This is a genomic window from Vibrio sp. dhg (genome assembly GCF_003443775.1).
Lineage (GTDB): Bacteria > Pseudomonadota > Gammaproteobacteria > Enterobacterales > Vibrionaceae > Vibrio > Vibrio natriegens.
In genome coordinates this window covers 1,405,457-1,422,723 of sequence record NZ_CP028944.1, presented here as the reverse complement: position 1 = coordinate 1,422,723, position 17,267 = coordinate 1,405,457, and the positions used below count along the sequence as shown (strand labels likewise).

General features: G+C 43.9%; 15 protein-coding genes. 6 read left to right on the top strand and 9 right to left on the bottom strand.

Features of this window, described 5'->3' with window-relative positions; all coding sequences use genetic code 11:
• Positions 1 to 131: 131 nt before the first annotated feature.
• Positions 132 to 1,031 carry a LysR family transcriptional regulator gene (locus tag DBX26_RS22050; RefSeq protein WP_014234937.1) on the bottom strand — a complete coding sequence of 300 codons (900 nt, stop codon included), beginning with the start codon at positions 1,029 to 1,031 and terminating at the stop codon, positions 132 to 134.
• A gap of 163 nt (positions 1,032 to 1,194) precedes the next feature.
• Between DBX26_RS22050 and DBX26_RS22045 the strand changes: the two genes are divergently transcribed.
• Entirely contained in the window at positions 1,195 to 2,886 is a 1,692-nt protein-coding gene (locus DBX26_RS22045) for an L-lactate permease (RefSeq protein ID WP_014234938.1), read from the top strand.
• Between the two features lie 299 nt (positions 2,887 to 3,185).
• Positions 3,186 to 4,328, top strand: a complete 1,143-nt coding sequence (lldD, locus tag DBX26_RS22040) for an FMN-dependent L-lactate dehydrogenase LldD (protein ID WP_118120898.1) — start codon at positions 3,186 to 3,188, stop codon at positions 4,326 to 4,328.
• 114 nt (positions 4,329 to 4,442) lie between these two features.
• On the opposite strand, the gene DBX26_RS22035 is transcribed toward lldD, so the two are convergent.
• Positions 4,443 to 4,790 carry a helix-turn-helix transcriptional regulator gene (locus tag DBX26_RS22035; protein ID WP_014234940.1) on the bottom strand — a complete coding sequence of 116 codons (348 nt, stop codon included), beginning with the start codon at positions 4,788 to 4,790 and terminating at the stop codon, positions 4,443 to 4,445.
• Positions 4,791 to 5,016: 226 nt separating this feature from the next.
• On the opposite strand from DBX26_RS22035, the gene DBX26_RS22030 reads away from it, so the two are divergent.
• A complete protein-coding gene (locus DBX26_RS22030) occupies positions 5,017 to 6,120 on the top strand; it encodes a mechanosensitive ion channel family protein (protein WP_065301561.1) in 1,104 nt (367 codons plus the stop codon).
• 60 nt (positions 6,121 to 6,180) lie between these two features.
• Here the strand turns inward: DBX26_RS22030 and DBX26_RS22025 are convergent, their stop codons facing one another.
• Complete coding sequence (locus DBX26_RS22025) at positions 6,181 to 6,900, bottom strand: carbonic anhydrase (protein ID WP_020333437.1); 720 nt, start codon at positions 6,898 to 6,900, stop codon at positions 6,181 to 6,183.
• A 342-nt stretch (positions 6,901 to 7,242) separates the two neighbouring features.
• On the opposite strand from DBX26_RS22025, the gene DBX26_RS22020 reads away from it, so the two are divergent.
• On the top strand, positions 7,243 to 7,680 hold the full coding sequence (locus tag DBX26_RS22020; RefSeq protein ID WP_118120897.1) for a DUF3859 domain-containing protein: 438 nt from the start codon (positions 7,243 to 7,245) through the stop codon (positions 7,678 to 7,680).
• 77 nt (positions 7,681 to 7,757) lie between these two features.
• Here the strand turns inward: DBX26_RS22020 and DBX26_RS22015 are convergent, their stop codons facing one another.
• The gene (locus DBX26_RS22015; RefSeq protein WP_024372647.1) at positions 7,758 to 7,961 is read right to left on the bottom strand and encodes a cold-shock protein; all 204 of its coding nucleotides are present in this window, start codon (positions 7,959 to 7,961) and stop codon (positions 7,758 to 7,760) included.
• Between the two features lie 569 nt (positions 7,962 to 8,530).
• Here DBX26_RS22015 and DBX26_RS22010 point away from each other — a divergent pair.
• Positions 8,531 to 8,731 (top strand): hypothetical protein, encoded by a 201-nt coding sequence (locus DBX26_RS22010; RefSeq protein ID WP_020333440.1) that lies wholly within the window; start codon positions 8,531 to 8,533, stop codon positions 8,729 to 8,731.
• Between the two features lie 134 nt (positions 8,732 to 8,865).
• On the opposite strand, the gene tdh is transcribed toward DBX26_RS22010, so the two are convergent.
• From tdh to DBX26_RS21985, 5 genes are all read right to left on the bottom strand, one after another.
• Positions 8,866 to 9,897 carry an L-threonine 3-dehydrogenase gene (gene tdh / locus DBX26_RS22005; protein WP_118120896.1) on the bottom strand — a complete coding sequence of 344 codons (1,032 nt, stop codon included), beginning with the start codon at positions 9,895 to 9,897 and terminating at the stop codon, positions 8,866 to 8,868.
• A 168-nt stretch (positions 9,898 to 10,065) separates the two neighbouring features.
• Positions 10,066 to 11,259, bottom strand: a complete 1,194-nt coding sequence (locus DBX26_RS22000; protein WP_020333441.1) for a glycine C-acetyltransferase — start codon at positions 11,257 to 11,259, stop codon at positions 10,066 to 10,068.
• Positions 11,260 to 11,471: 212 nt separating this feature from the next.
• Positions 11,472 to 13,796, bottom strand: a complete 2,325-nt coding sequence (locus DBX26_RS21995; RefSeq protein ID WP_118120895.1) for a bifunctional diguanylate cyclase/phosphodiesterase — start codon at positions 13,794 to 13,796, stop codon at positions 11,472 to 11,474.
• Positions 13,796 to 14,725: a transporter substrate-binding domain-containing protein gene (locus tag DBX26_RS21990; protein ID WP_118120894.1), complete on the bottom strand. Its 930-nt coding sequence runs from the start codon at positions 14,723 to 14,725 to the stop codon at positions 13,796 to 13,798. The genes DBX26_RS21995 and DBX26_RS21990 overlap by 1 nt, the downstream gene beginning before the upstream one ends.
• 60 nt (positions 14,726 to 14,785) lie before the next feature.
• Entirely contained in the window at positions 14,786 to 16,201 is a 1,416-nt protein-coding gene (locus tag DBX26_RS21985) for an aminotransferase class V-fold PLP-dependent enzyme (RefSeq protein WP_118120893.1), read from the bottom strand.
• A gap of 537 nt (positions 16,202 to 16,738) precedes the next feature.
• On the opposite strand from DBX26_RS21985, the gene sodC reads away from it, so the two are divergent.
• Positions 16,739 to 17,260 (top strand): superoxide dismutase family protein, encoded by a 522-nt coding sequence (sodC, locus tag DBX26_RS21980; protein ID WP_020333445.1) that lies wholly within the window; start codon positions 16,739 to 16,741, stop codon positions 17,258 to 17,260.
• Positions 17,261 to 17,267 lie beyond the last annotated feature (7 nt).

Sequence of the window (17,267 nt, the reverse complement as noted above, 5' to 3'; positions counted from 1 at the left end):
TTTTAATTGAGACTAATTCTCAACACATACCTTAGGGCGCCAACGTTTGATTTCAACTAAAAGATTGAAACATTTATTAAATTGATACTTAACACGCAATTTGCCTTGAAGACGACATGAACTCAAAGCCACTAAAAATAGTGTGAAATCGTTAAGTAACGATCACGGATGTGCTCAATTAATAATTTTACTTTATTCGGTGGCTGGCGAGTAAATGGATACACCGCATAAATGCCCAGTTTCTTGCCAACCAATTCAGGAAAAATATCCACCAGCTGGCCATTACGAATATCGTGATACACCAAGCACCTTGGTACGTAGGCGATACCATGGCCACCTAGTGCCGCTTTACGAAGCGCGGTGGCGTTATCAGTAGAAAAACTGCCCGACACTTTAACAATGTAATTGCCTTCATCACTCTTAAACTCCCAATCGGAAGCACCTGTGGTTTGATAGGCATATTGAAAACAGTTATGACGCGTCAAATCAATCGGTTCTACTGGTTTGCCATTTTTGGCTATATAAGAAGGAGAAGCACACACCACCCATTGAGAGTCGAGAATATGCCTTGCAATTAAGCTGGAGTCTTCAAGATACCCCGTTCGAATCACGAGATCATAACCATCAGCCACAAGGTCAACGAAGCGATTATCGAGCGACATATCGACGGTTAAGCCCGGATGAAGGTTACAAAATTCGGCTACTGCATCAGCAAGAATCAAGTCTCCAGAAATAGATGGCACAGACATCTTAATATGTCCGCTTACATTCTCTCCAAAGCCTGCAACTGCATCCATAGCCTCCTGAGTGGCTTGCTTCACATTTTTAGCACTATGTAATAACACCTTCCCCGCTTCCGTCAGGGTCAATTTACGTGTTGTTCGATATAATAGCTGCGCGCCGATTTCTTCTTCCAACCTGGCGATTCTTTTACTAACTACCGAATTTGTAAGGTTATTTGCCTCAGCAACCTTACTAAAACTGCCCAGTTCCATTACCTGAGAAAATAGGATTAAGTCGTCTGCTCTCATTTGATTATGTCACTTTTGGAATTAATTATTTTCATTATTTCCCTATATCTAAAAAAAATAAAGGAGTAGATTCACGCCAAATTAACAAAACCATTACAACAAAAAGTCGCCTCTACAACGGAAACATACCGTTCAAAAAAGTCTGCGAACGAAGGATGTACAAATGAGTGAAACCCTACTTGCCCTCGTGGCGTTTTCGCCAATTGTTGTGGCCGCCATTTTATTGGTTGGTCTCAACTGGCCTGCTAAAAAAGCTATGCCTGTTGCGTTCGGTCTTACCGTCGCTATCGCCCTAATGTTTTGGGATATGTCAGCTACTCGCGTACTGGCATCCGTATTCCAAGGCCTAGGAATTACTGTATCTGTTCTCTGGATTGTGTTTGGCGCCATCTTCTTGCTCAACACTTTAAAACACACCGGAGCGATCACAACTATCCGTAACGGCTTTACCGATATCTCTGCCGACCGTCGTGTTCAAACTATCATCATTGCATGGTGTTTTGGCTCGTTCATCGAAGGGGCATCTGGTTTCGGTACGCCTGCTGCGATTGCTGCGCCGCTACTCGTTGCGATTGGCTTCCCAGCAATGGCAGCTGTGCTTATGGGTATGATGATTCAGTCTACACCTGTGTCATTTGGTGCTGTAGGCACGCCGATCATTGTCGGTGTCAATAAAGGACTGGATTCACATAACATTACCGAGACATTGGTAACACAAGGTTCTTCATGGGAAGCATACCTTCAGGACATTACTGCTCACGTAGCGGTTATCCACGCGGTTGTTGGTACTATGATTCCAGTGTTAATGGCTGTGATGTTAACACGATTCTTCGGTAAAAACAGAAGCTGGACAGAAGGTCTCGATATCCTGCCATTCGCGCTGTTTGCTGGTATCGCATTTACGGTTCCTTATGCATTAACTGGCGTATTCCTGGGTGCTGAGTTCCCATCTCTGATTGGTGGCCTTGTTGGTCTAGCAATTGTGGTGACCGCAGCGAAGAAAGGCTTCCTAGTACCAAAAACTAAATGGGACTTTGAAAGCGAAGATAAATGGCCAGCCGAGTGGTTAGGTTCTCTGAAAATCAACATTCAAGAGAAATCTGGTAAGCCAATGAGCCTGGTAATGGCTTGGGTTCCTTACGTATTGTTGGCTGTGATCCTTGTTGCTAGCCGTGTAAGCGCTGAGTTCAAGAGCTTCCTGCAAAGCATCAGCTTGTCTTTCAGCAATATTCTTGGAGAAGCGGGCGTAAGTGCAGCAATCCAACCGCTATACCTGCCTGGTGGCATCCTGGTGTTTGTTGCGCTACTTGCGGCACTACTGCAAAGCGGCAGCGCGAAACCACTTCGTGAAGCATTCGGCGAATCAAGCAAAACACTGATTGGTGCTGGCTTCGTACTGGTATTCACCATTCCAATGGTACGTATCTTCATTAACTCAGGTGTTAATGGTGCAGACCTTGCGAGTATGCCAGTAACAACCGCGAACTTTGCCTCAGACCTTGTAGGCTCTGCATTCCCGGCATTGAGTGCAACGGTTGGTGCACTAGGCGCGTTCATCGCGGGTTCGAATACAGTATCGAACATGATGTTCAGCCAATTCCAGTTTGAAGTCGCTCAAACGCTGTCTATCTCAAGTGTGATTGTCGTTTCACTTCAAGCGGTAGGTGCAGCAGCGGGTAACATGATTGCGATTCACAACGTAGTAGCAGCATCAGCAACAGTAGGTCTGCTGGGACGTGAAGGTGCAACGCTGCGTAAAACCGTTATCCCAACGTTCTACTACCTTGTTATGACGGGCATTATCGGCTTGGTACTGATATACGGATTCAACATGACAGATGCCTTGATGAAGTAAATAAAAGCGCAGGGTGTCAACGCCCTGCACGATTTTGACACAGCTATTAGCAACACTACCTGCATAGGTTATTTGACCTGCAAATCTCCCCCGGTAGCTGTGTCACCTTCAATCACTTTATATAACTGATTGAATAATTGGACTGATTGTTCAATCAATTATGTAAATTGGTTACTAGAATTACTCTATCTGATAGTTGTACTTCTTTGTTAACCCGTATTCTGATGTCGTCAGCTACTCCGTAGCGATGAGAAACAACGCTCCACAACTTTGCTTAGAATAAACGCTAGGACACAATTATGATTATATCTGCTTCTACCGATTACCGCGCAGCCGCTAAAGCCAAGCTACCTCCATTTTTATTCCACTATATTGATGGCGGCTCTTACGATGAACGTACTCTGAAGCGCAATACTGACGATTTAGGTGATGTCGCTCTTCGTCAACGCGTCCTACGTGATATGGCTGATTTAAGCCTGGAAACCGAGATCTTTGGTGAGAAACTCGCCATGCCTATCGCACTTGCTCCTGTTGGTTTGACGGGCATGTACGCACGCCGTGGCGAAGTGCAGGCAGCAAAAGCAGCAGAGAAAAAAGGCATTCCTTTCACAATGTCTACAGTTTCCGTTTGTCCGATTGAAGAAGTCGCACCAGCGATTGAACGCCCAATGTGGTTCCAGCTATACGTGCTAAAAGATCGCGGCTTTATGAAAAACGTTCTCGAGCGCGCAAAAGCGGCTGGCGTGACAACGCTTGTGTTTACCGTTGATATGCCAGTACCTGGCGCACGCTACCGCGACATGCACTCAGGTATGAGTGGTCCTAATGCTGCAATGCGCCGCGTATTTCAGGCGATGCGTCACCCGAGCTGGGCACTGGATGTAGGCATGCTGGGTAAACCTCACGATCTGGGTAACATTTCCACTTACCGTGGTGAACCAACGAAGTTAGAAGATTACATTGGTTGGCTAGGCGCAAACTTTGACCCTTCAATTTCTTGGAAAGATCTAGAGTGGATTCGTGACTTTTGGGATGGCCCAATGGTAATCAAAGGCATTCTGGATGAAGAAGACGCAAAAGACGCGGTACGCTTTGGTGCCGATGGTATCGTCGTATCTAACCACGGTGGTCGTCAGCTGGACGGTGTGCTTTCTACCGCTAAAGCTCTACCAAGCATCGCAGACGCGGTTAAAGGTGACCTGAAGATTTTTGCTGACTCTGGCATTCGTACTGGATTGGATGTGGTTCGCATGCTTGCTCTTGGCGCGGACTGTACGCTTCTGGGTCGTTCTTTTGTCTACGCACTGGCTGCACAAGGTAGTACTGGTGTAGAGAACCTGCTTGACCTTTACGACAAAGAAATGCGTGTAGCGATGACGTTAACCGGTGCTAAAACGATTGCCGACCTTTCACAAGACTCATTAGTGAAAATCCCGAGCTAATCCGATACATCAATAAAAAACGAGCCATCAAAGGCTCGTTTTTTATAGCTAATTAGCTAAGGGCTGGAGAGCGTAGTCGTCGTTCAAATAGTGATTGAGACCGGGCTACGAAAACTAGCTCACTTGATGCACGTATTCGATCACCACCTGGTTGCCTTCGATAAATACGTTACTAATATCGCCATCCACCGTTACTCGGCTTTGCAGTTGTACAGAACCTATAGCAGACATTTCTCGCTCATTTAGAGTCGGAATCACTTGACTAGGGCGCACATGTAGCTGCTCGCATAGCTGTTTTACAAAACCCAATGTCAGGGGTGAACTACCACGTAATAGGCCAGAAAACTCATGTAAGCTCACACCGAGGCGCTTCGCCATATCCATTTGAGTGATGTGCATTTTGGCCTTTTGTGACATCCAAGTGTTATAGAGCGCAATTCTATCCTGCTCTTTAAATTCCATATCTGCCTCCGCTAATTTTAAGTGGCAATACCCTCTCACACTTGCCACCGCTTAATGTTAGCGATAAGTCAAAGAACTTATAATTAAACGTTCAAGCCCTGTAAGGTAATGTTACTTACTCTACTGACAATAACGCCGGTGCTATACAATATTTGTTAAATTTCTGGGGTGAGCGTTTAATATCTGCTACCTTTCTCACCAAGACTCATTCGAAATAAAGTTACTTATGTCACAGTGGTTTATCGATCTTCAAAACTATGTTCTCACACACAGTGAAGAATGGAGCAGCAGTGTTCTATTTATCACTCTCGCCAGTTTTATTGCATGGATCGCTTGGCGATTAATTCGCTCACGTTTAGCAATCCTGGTAGAGAAAACACCATTCCATTGGGATGACATGTTGCTTGAGGCTCTCAAAGCGCCGGTGAGTACACTCATCTGGTGTTGGCCCGCCACCGTATCACTCGGCATTATTTTAGAAAGCGAGCTAAACGATAAGATAGATTGGCTGAGCACACTCAAGCTCATTTTGATCATCAGCATCTTGGTCTGGACCTTGATGCGGCTAATCACCAATGTAGAAGAATACGTACTCGAACACCAAAAACGAGACGAAACGACGGTGCAGGCTATCGCGAAAGTGGCTCGCTTGTTCTTCGCCACATTGGGCGTTCTGACTATCATGCAGGCGTTTGGCCTTTCTCTGTCAGGTCTGCTCACCTTTGGTGGTGTGGGTGGTTTGATTGTGGGTTTAGCCGCGAAAGATTTGTTGTCTAACTTCTTTGGTGGTTTGATGATCTATTTCGACCGTCCCTTCAAAGTTGGCGACTGGGTTCGCTCTCCCGACAGAGAGATCGAAGGCACAGTTGAACGCATCGGGTGGCGCATGACGATTATTCGCACGTTTGATAAACGCCCGCTTTACGTTCCCAACTCGGTTTTTAGCAGCATTGTGGTAGAAAACCCGTCACGAATGCTCAACCGACGCATTTATGAAAAAATTGGCCTTCGCTATGACGACGCAGAAAAAGTGCCGGAGCTCATCAATGCAATCAAGGAAATGCTGAAGGCTCACAAAGACATCGACGCTCGTCAAACGCTCATCGTGAACTTCGATTCTTTCGGGCCATCATCGTTGAACTTCTTTATCTATACCTTCACAAAGACGGTCAACTGGGTGCGCTACCATGAGGTAAAGCAGGATGTCTTACTGCAAGTGATCACTATCATTAAAGAGCACAACGCAGACATTGCCTTCCCAACTCAAACGCTTAAGCTGGATCCGATTCAAATGGCCAATCAGACAGAACAAGACGAAAACGGCTTTTAACATTAAATAACGCAAAGCCCACTCAATTGAGTGGGCTTTTTCATTATGGTTTAGCAGCCGTTATTGCTTGGTTAAAATCAGGCGCGCATTCAATGGCTGTACTGGACGATTATTTTCACCCATGGCTTGTTCAAATGTCGCGATTTGTTCTGCTGAAATCGTCTGAGGATCTTTAAGCACTAGCCAACGCACCCCTTCCGAGCATGGAGGCGTGGTCAAAGAGCCATTAAATCGATAGTAATCCTTCTCGCTCGGGATCAGAGCACTGGCATCAAATGGCGCACTGATCGTCACGTTACTGTCTTTTGCTGGGACTTTATCTAATAGCTTAGTCAACGCAGGGTTTGCTTCACCTTCTTCGAAGAATACCGCGACTACCGCAAGATTACCTTGCTCATCTGCGTGAACATAATGCGCCTCTAACGGATAGGATTTACCGTCTACATGGTTTTCTGATGGCGTATGGAAGTGGAATTGCTTGAGGTTAAATGACTTACCGTCAACAAGCAGGTTGTTGTCCCCTTCTAAACTCGTTTGTAGCGTATGGCCATTGTTTGTCAGTGAAATAGCTTTACCATTGTAATCTAATTCCAGCTTGGCCAATTCCGCCTGAACCGTAGACTGAATATCAATTGGGCTCTGGTTTTTACCCTGAGCACATTCAGAAGCAAATTCCCCCCAATGCTCCGGGCCATGGTTACCCTCATATCCCCAATTTGCAGCATGCGCTGTACCAACTAATGCTAGAGATAAACCTAGCGCTGTAAGTGACTTATTCATAGTTTTACCTTATTCCATCAAGCTAAGTATTTTTAACCTCGCTATACTAATCTCAGAAGATCCTGTTGGAATAGTCCGAAAACTATGATTGCAAATAAACTTTGGGAGCAAGACCTCTTGTTATGTAATTGATAGTTCTCCCACCAGCTTCTGTTTCACAGAAAGTCACAAAAAGCCAGGCATCGATGTCTTCGCATCCATCACATCAGGCGTAAAATGACGTCGAGTAATTCAGACACAACCTCACCACATTGGTCTGTTATTCAAGGATACAGGGCCTTGCTTGAAGCCCTGCAGGTATTTGGTAGAATCGCGGCATTATTCATGAGCGAGAACCAATGAGTGGCAAAACGTACTCCAGTTATAGAAATGACATCCTACGGTATTTATTCCCACTGGGATGCAAAAGCCAAAGAGTTGCCTCAAATTAAAGCGTTCACCCAAACGGTTACTGCCGATGAAGGGGTTGAATTTGGCTTTACCGTCAATATTAAGAAAGCGAAAGGACAACTTTTACAGTTTTGCATCCATCATCCGGGCATTATCAATAAAAAGGGTAAAGTACTCGCGCCTTTTGATGGAGAAGTGTATGTACGAAGTAATGATTGGCACTTCTATCTTGGCGATACCATTCAGCTACTGTGTCCGATTAACGGATTAGAAAGCAACTTAGGTGAATGGCGAATGACGCTAGACATGCAAGGTAAAACAATCGCTGAAAAAACATTCAACGTTGTTGCTCGTGACGAAGGTCAGTTCTGGAAAAGCCGAGGGTTTTAACCTGACTTATGCTTAAAAAACACTAAAAGCAGACTCATAGCGACACTTAATGAGCCTGCTTACTTTTCAATACTCAGTTATAGAGGCTTAACATTAGTCGCACACGGACCTTTTTGCCCTTGCCCTACTTCATATTCTACTTTCTGGCCATCCGCCAGCGACTTATAACCACTCATTTTAATTTCCGAATGGTGGACGAATAAATCTTTACTGCCATCATCTGGTGTAATAAAGCCAAATCCTTTATCTCCATTGAACCACTTAACTATTCCTGTACTCATATTCTCAATCTTCATCTTTGGTGAACTATGGATGACTTACTTGTTATCACCATTACAAGAGCCATTTTGTTTTAAAGTTTTATATTGAATTAAAAGTAAGCCAATTAATAAAAACAAATAAAACTATAAGTAACCATTAGCTCAATATAGGCAATAGACAAGAAATTGCAGAAAATATTTAGGCTAACCTGTGTAAAAATCCAACAGAAATCCACCATCAACCTACCGCTGCCAACTTTATCTAACCATCTATTTAACATTAAATTATGGGGTACACATCACACCAAAAAACAAAAACTCGAAGTAATCTCATGCATATAACTAAGTTTCATACCCAGGTAGGTATGAATAAATTTTTTGTCCGTTCGTCAGTAGGCTAATTTATATGCAACTCTATGGGATGTGCCCTTCGTGTAAGAAGAGTACGGTGTTTAATCGAATACACCGGACATTCATAGAAAAAGTATTCCGGAAAAAATACTTCAAATATGAGTGTATCAATTGTTCAGCAGAAGTTTTTTCTCATCAAACTCAAAGAGATATAGTTCTCCATCGAAATGGGAGCTTAAATGAACAATAACATCAGTTCTATGGATCAAGCTGAAGGTTTACGTCGTCTTGTTAAATCTCCAACTGGCTTAGATAAATTAAAGGCTTTACAGGTCGAATTACGTAGTGCCATCATCGCAGGGAAATACAAAGATGCGGACAGGCTAATGGCTTTGCTAGACAAAGCTCAAAAAGAGCTAGAAGAAAAGCATTGGAGGTAACCTGTCGTTCGATCTGCTAGCCAAAATTCTACTTAGTTAGGACTTTGGGGGATTAATTCCAGACGTTTACTGGTTATTCATGTTCCCTAAAACAAAAAACGCCCCTTTCGGAGCGCTTTTCTTACTTAGAATGGTTATTCCCAATCAAGGATAACTTTGCCAGACTGACCGCTACGCATAACGTCGAAGCCTTCTTGGAAGTCATCGATCTTGTAGTGGTGCGTGATGATTGGCGACAGATCCAGACCTGATTGGATCAGTGAAGCCATCTTGTACCAAGTTTCGAACATCTCACGTCCGTAGATACCTTTGATAACCAGGCCTTTGAAGATCACTTGGTTCCAGTCGATACCCATGTCTGATGGTGGAATACCTAGCAGAGCAATACGACCACCGTGGTTCATGGTTGTTAGCATTGAGTTGAACGCTGCAGGGTTGCCAGACATTTCAAGGCCAACATCGAAGCCTTCTGTCATGTTCAATTCTGCCATTACATCTTCTAGCTTCTCGTCTGCTACGTTTACTGCGCGAGTGACACCCATCTTACGAGCAAGCTCCAGACGGTACTCGTTGACATCTGTGATGACTACGTGACGTGCACCAACGTGTTTTGCAACTGCAGCTGCCATGATGCCGATTGGACCAGCACCCGTGATCAGCACATCTTCACCAACTAGGTCGAAAGAGAGTGCGGTGTGTACTGCGTTACCAAACGGGTCGAAGATCGATGCTAGATCATCAGAGATCTCATCTGGAATTTTAAATGCATTGAACGCTGGGATAACCAGATATTCTGCAAATGCACCTTCACGGTTTACACCTACACCGATGGTATTGCGACAAAGGTGTGTACGACCACCACGACAGTTACGACAGTGACCACAAGTAATGTGACCTTCGCCAGATACGCGATCACCAATTTCAAAGCCACGAACTTCCTGACCAATCGCTACAACTTCACCCACGTATTCGTGGCCCACAACCATAGGTACTGGAATGGTTTTTTGTGACCATTCATCCCAGTTGTAGATGTGTACGTCTGTACCACAGATAGCCGTTTTTTTAATTTTGATCAGAATGTCGTTATGGCCAACCTCAGGTTTTTCCACCTCGGTCATCCAGATGCCTTCTTCAGGCTTTAGCTTTGATAATGCTTTAATTTTCATAGTATTCACCAAATATTGCTCCGCTCAGTGCGCAACAAAAAATTCTCTATAACTTTCATTATCACTCAACAGCGTGGGTGAAAAGGCTTAACCCAATGAGCCTTCTCCAAGGGAGATTTGGGCAAGCCTTTGTCATAACCCCACGTGAAACACGAGCGATACAGAAACTTAAATAATGCCCATGTCCTTACCAACCTGGATGAACGCATCAATCGCACGATCCAGTTGCTCACGAGAGTGCGCCGCTGACATTTGAGTGCGGATACGCGCCTGACCTTTTGGTACAACAGGGAATGAGAAGCCGATTACGTAGATGCCTTTTTCTAGTGCACGCTCAGCGAACTCAGCCGCAACTTTCGCGTCACCAAGCATGATTGGGATGATTGCGTGATCAGCACCACCCATCGTGAAGCCAGCCGCTTCCATACGTGCACGGAAATGCGCTGCGTTTTCCCACAGGCGGTCACGTAAGTCGCCACTTTCTTCTAGCAGGTCTAGAACTCGGATAGAGGCATTTACGATTGCTGGTGCAACCGAGTTTGAGAATAGGTACGGACGAGAACGCTGACGTAGCCAGTCGATCACTTCTGCTTTACCTGATGTATAGCCGCCTGAAGCGCCGCCCATTGCTTTACCAAGCGTACCAGTGATGATGTCGATACGGTCAACCACGTTGTGGTGCTCGTGCGTGCCTGCACCGGTTTTACCCATAAAGCCAACCGCGTGAGAGTCATCAACCATGGTCAATGCGCCGTATTTTTCCGCCAGGTCACAGATAGCTGGAAGGTTCGCAACCACGCCGTCCATCGAGAACACACCGTCCGTTACGATAAGAATGTGGCGAGCACCCGCCTCTTTTGCCGCAATCAGTTGTTGCTCTAGCTCTTCCATGTTGTTGTTTGAGTAACGGAAGCGCATTGCTTTACACAGGCGAACACCATCAATGATAGACGCATGGTTTAGTGCGTCAGAGATGATTGCATCTTCTTTACCAAGAATGGTTTCAAACAGACCTGCGTTTGCGTCAAAGCAAGAGGTGTAAAGAATCGTGTCTTCTTTACCCAGGAACTTGGACAGTTTCTGCTCTAGCTCTTTGTGGATGTCTTGAGTACCACAAATGAAGCGTACTGACGCCATACCAAAACCATGCTCATCCATACCCACTTTACCTGCTTCAATCAGTGCAGGGTGGTTAGCAAGGCCTAAGTAGTTATTTGCACAGAAGTTCAGTACTTCTTCACCGGTTGAGATTTTCACAGCAGCTTGCTGTTGAGACGTAATAATACGTTCTGCTTTGTAAAGACCTTCAGCCTTCACTTCTTCAATTTGCTGTTGAATCTGTTGGTAAAATGCAGAAGACATTCGCAATTCCTTCTTGATTACGTTGGCGAGTTTTCACTCGTTTTGAATTTGGTTTAGCCTTTGTGTGACGGGCGTCACCGGCGATCACTTATCAATTAATTGTAGTGTAATTCAAAGCAGGAAGAGGGATTATCCCTTGAGGTGGAAAAGCATTGATGAACTTGAGGCACAAATATCATCAATGCTTAGCTATAACATTGTATTGAAAGGATTTACAACCAGCTTGGTTGCTTTAGTAAGGCTTCGAACTCCTCTGCGGGTACTGGGCGGCTATAGTAGAAACCTTGTCCAAACTCACAGTTTAGGTTGTTGAGATAATCGACATGTCGGCGCTCTTCGATTCCTTCAGCAACAATTTTGAGATTGAGTGCTTTTGCCATCGCGATAATTACATTGACCAGTTCTTGATCCGACTCATTTTCAAACACGTTTTGCATGAAAGCTCGATCGATTTTCAGACGATCAAATGGGAATTTCTGCAAGTAACTCAGTGCCGAATAGCCCGTACCAAAATCATCAATAGTCAGTTTGGTTCCCAATGAACGCAAGTTGTTCAGCATGTCCAATAACTCTTGATCATGGTTGAACAGTAAACTTTCCGTCACTTCGACATCAAACTTATCGGCTGGGAGCCCCGATTCACTTAAGTTTTGAGTTATCAAATCAAGTAATTTTTCACAATAACGGAACTGAACACTAGAGAAGTTGACCGACATAAATAAAGGCGTAATTGATTGCCATTGCGCAGCTCGCAGACAAGCTTGCTGGATGGCAAACTCACCCACTTGGTGAATCAATCCATTTTTCTCAGCGATGGAGATAAACTCTTCAGGATTAACAAATCCGTATTTTTCATCTTTCCAGCGCATTAATGCTTCTGCACCAACAATCTCGCCTGTTTTCAGCTCAACAATAGGCTGGTAATACAATTCCAATAGTTGATTAGAAATTGCGTGACGCAATCGGCTTTCCAAATCAAGATAGCGTTGCAGATCCTGGTTCATGTTCTGGTCATAAAAACAGAAAGCATCTCGGCCATCTTGCTTGACTCGATACATTGCCATATCAGCACTTGCCAATAACTGCTCCGCAGTGTCACCATCATCGGGGAACACTGACATCCCAATACTACTGGTGAGGAAAAACTCATGGTTGTTCCACATCAACGGCGCATCAAAAGCAGTAAGCACACTAGATGCGACACGTTTGGCCGTGTCACCATCAGGCAAGTCAGGCACCACTAATAAAAATTCGTCACCGCCTATTCTGGCTAGTAAGTCGGTTTTTCTCGCGACACCGTGTAAACGTTGCGCACTAAGCTTAAGGATTTCATCACCAACAAAGTGACCCATGGAATCATTGATCTGTTTAAAATGATCCAAATCGATAAACATAACCAACACTTTAGAGCCACTACGAGCAGCGCGGATCAATTCCAACGCCAATCGCTCTGAACCGTAACTACGATTTGGCAAGTTGGTTAAGGTGTCATATTTCGCTTGGAATTCGAGCTCTTTTTCTGAAGCAATACGACGCTCTATTTCATTAGTAAGCTTTTGGTTTTGTTTAGAAAGAATATCCTTACGCTTTTTTTCTTCTTCAAGCTTTATTTTTAATTCAATTCTATTATTATTCGCGATGAAAGCGTAACAAAGACCGCTAACAATCATTACAGCAAGAATACTCAGGCCAATAATAAATAATCGTGAGGTAAGAACATCACTTTCACTTAAAGGCTCAAACCAGGCTCTCAATTTAAAGTGATAGCGTTCAACTGGCACTTCAAAATATATTTTACTTGTCAGTTCTTTAGGTTCTACGGAACTCTCGTGTTGATTATCTATAGAATTCTTTGTTATTGAATCCCAAACAACCATCTCAACGTTTTTAACATTGAGAACCATTCGGCTATAGCTATCTTCGTGCTCTTGATTGGTTAATTGCTCAATCACGACACTTGTGTTGATGTCTGCAACAATAAAAGCGACTTGTTTTCCTGAAAACTGTACTTTTTTGACCACTTGAATGAGTGTGCCATCACCCTCATCAGACGCGTAGACTTCCTCTGTATGATTATGATCTATCATCAGTTTATGAACATCAACCGACTGTAACTTCTCAGGATTTGTAGAGATGATAATCGTTCCATCACCGCCCACCAGCGTTAACTTGTCATAAATATGGCTGTTATTTATTTTTTTACTGGCGATTTTACTGTCAAAACGATGCTTCAGATTGATCAGGCTCGCACCCAGTCCATACTCCATAGACATACCAGACGCCAAATTGGCAAAAAATGTTTGGACGGTCTTATCACTGGATAAATTTTCAATGTCTTCACTTGCAATCGTAAATAAGTTATCAAGTGTACTTGCATAACTTTTTACTTTTAAGTCTAGCTCTCTATGTTGTGATTCTTTTAATTTATTTTGGCCAAGACTTGTAACAACAATAAGCATCGCCAAATAAACCGACACTAATATTGCGCTTATTGTTATTATTTTTCTGCTGGATATTTTTTTAACAGCCTTTTTCATTAATTTTTCTTACTTTCTTCTATGAAGTAATCATTATAAAAGTAGTAGATCGATGGATAATATTTCTTCACTAGCATTTCATACGTTCCATCTTGCTTAATCGCGTCCAAATAACGGTCAAAGGCTTCGCGTAATTCTGGTGAATTTTTTCGGAATGCTACCGCCATCTTTTGATTTTCTGATATTGGACCGATCACTTTTATTTCACCAGGCCATTTTTCAAGCGCGATGAGAGTATCTGCAACATCTAACAAAGTGCTTTCCGCATCATTCTTCATAATTGCTGGCACCATCTCGTTGAGAAGGCGGTGACCATCAGGAAGAATCACTTTTGCTCCAGTGTCATACAAGTCATAAAGATTGGGGTCAAGACATGAGTGTTCCAAGGCTAGTACCTCTCGACCATCTATGAGATCTTTCACTATGCCGATGTCTTCATCAATGGAGCCAGTTGGCTTAATTGGAGACAGCGACGAATCCGTTCTGGATACTAACCAAACACCAGAAGGAAAGTAGTCCTTCGAAAAATCAACAACCTCAGTTCTCCAGTCGAGGATGGTCACACCATTTGCAATCAAGTCGCCTTCAATAGGTGTCGTTTCACCCAACACAGCTCGTTTATCTTGGTAATGAACATGTTGACCAATGAGCTTGCCGATCATATTGCTCCACTGAGCAGGCACGTATTCATAACGCACGCCCAAAGACTGAGCAAATCCTCTCACTATGTCGACATCAAACCCGGTGAGTGTTTCCATTTCACCTTGTTCGATATAAGAAACAAAATTGGCATAAGGAACACCGATATGGCGCAGGACTCCACGCTCGCGGATCTCTTGGAGATCACTTGACCAAACTGAAGAAGACATAACGGTGGCCGTTATTATCCCCATCGCGGCGATGGTTCGTTTAAGTATCTTGACTGACATAGTGCTTAACCTTTTTCACAAAGCGCCCAAAACTGGACGCTTACGTGATCAATAACAATCTTAGAATGAGTAGTACAAGTCTGTAATTGCTTGAACTAACCCTTCTACATCTTGCTCATCATGGAACAAGTGTGTAGAGATACGCAGCGCATACGTATTGTATGAATCATCTTTATTCAACTTGAAATCCGTTGTACGGATGATATAGCCATACTCCTCGCGCAAGCGATCCCGGAACAACGTGAGAGCTTCACCGTCCGTCTCATCTGCAAGTGGGTTAAACGTCGTGATACCACTGGTTAAACCCTCTACGTTTGGTGAGAAGATCTTTGCTTGTGGTAAAGCTTCAGCAAGCAACTCTTTACACAGACTACCTAAGCCAAGGACACGCTCTTCAATTCGATCTCGGCCAATCTCATCCCACATTTTACAGCTGTCAGTTAACGCTTGTTTCGCTGGGAAGTTATCGTTACCAATGTACTGAAACTGAGTCTGTTGGGACATACCAGTATGAGCAAGTGATGAGTTAATCAACCAAAGCGGGTTTTCAAGTTCCCGCTCCCAGTACTCGCTTAAACGATCACCTTTCCTTACGTATAAAATACCAGTCGCGCCAGCACCACACTGCCATTTATGACCAGAACCTGCATAAAAGTCACAGTCTATGTCATGGAAGTCGAGATTTAACATACCAATGGTGTGAGCACCGTCGATCATCGTAGGGATGCTGTTCTCATTCGCAAGTTTACAAATCGCCTTGGCTGGAAGTGCCGTACCGGTTTTGTAAGTGATATGAGAGAAAACGATCAGTCGGACATTCTTACCAGCGTTAAGATTATCTTCAATCGCCTTACTGAACACGTCGACATAAGCTTCTTCAGAGACCTCTTCAATACCAGTAAACACCGGAAGTTGAATTTGAATCACCTCAGCTTTAAAACGCTCTGCTGCCACGTGAAGAGGCGAAAGAGCTGCTGCATGTTCATGGTGCGTTGTGAGGATAACGTCACCCTCTTCGAAATCCAGTCCGTTGATGATTGTACATAAGCCATCAGTGGTGTTACGACTAAGAATGATCTCTTCCGCATCTGCACCAAAGCCCGCAGCAATTTCCGCGGCCATATTGGTAACTTGTGGCCAAGAACCAAACTTGCCTTGCATATCCCATGGGTATGTTGCTACTAGCTTGTTATTGTCTGCGTAGTTTTCCAGTACATGCTTAGGCATAGAACCTGTCGTGCCAATGTTCATGTACGTCGTTTTTTTGTCTAGAACAAACTGCTTTTGAACTTTACGCCAAAATTGTCTATCGTTTTTACTACCTAGACCTTGGCTGCCCCAGTTAATTTTCTGCTCACCTGCTTGTGCAAGGCCTGAGAAGGCAGATGCACTCACACCAGCAACAACGGCACCCGTTGCTCCTTTCAGAAAATTACGGCGGCTGCGATCAGTCTGAGTAGATTCCTTGTTGCTCATCTTTTTCATTCCTTGTCGAAATTAGCCATCTTATTGTTAATTAAATACACGTAACTACTTGTTACTAAAACATTATTACTTATTCAAACCAAACTTGAATTTTTTTCAACGTTGTTAAGTGATCTTTATTCCATTTTTCTAACAAAATGATGACATATTAGACACCCAAACTATCATTTATATTCACCTAAACTCATATTAAAATAGTAGTTAAATTAGAGAGATTTAGTAGGGAAAATTTAATTTATTCGCTCGAGTAAAACCGATTCGTTCATTCGCTTTTAGTTCTACACATCTGTTTTTCTTCATGGTTTCGAACAAGTTTGCCGTTGACTCTCCGCTTATCACGGTGATTCTTATGTCAAATATGTCTGATGTGCTACGTTTTATTAGGGTCAGAATATACGGTTCTGGCTTTAGAACTTTCCCCAGTTCACGTCAAAAGTTGTTTGAAGAGCATGACGCTACGCGTGTCTCTTTCCGACACTCGCACATTGAACTTACTAACATCCGAATAGTTATATGGAAGGGCAAACCATGTTAAAAGGATTACTGCGGATTTCTGCACCCGTAACATTGATTGGAATGATCGCACCTGCCGCTATCGCTCAATCGATCACCATGACTGATCTCAATACCAACAAAAGCGTTGGTACGGTTGAGCTATCAGAAAGTCAATACGGCGTTGTATTTTCGCCTCAATTGACCAGTATCCCTGCAGGGCTGCATGGCTTTCACGTACATGTAAACCCATCTTGTGAAAGTGCAGAAAAAGACGGAAAAACCGTCTTAGGCGGTGCAGCTGGCGGCCATTATGATCCACAAAATACCGGAAAACATGGGTATCCGTGGACAGACGATAACCACCTTGGCGACCTTCCTCCCTTGTATGCGGATATGGAAGGGAATGCCGTTTCACCCGTCGTTGCACCACGCCTAAAGCTGTCCGATTTGAAAGGCCGAGCCCTGATGATACATGCAGGTGGGGATAACCATTCCGATCAACCAGCGAAACTCGGTGGTGGTGGGGCCCGCATTGTTTGTGGAGTGATTGAGTAACGACTCA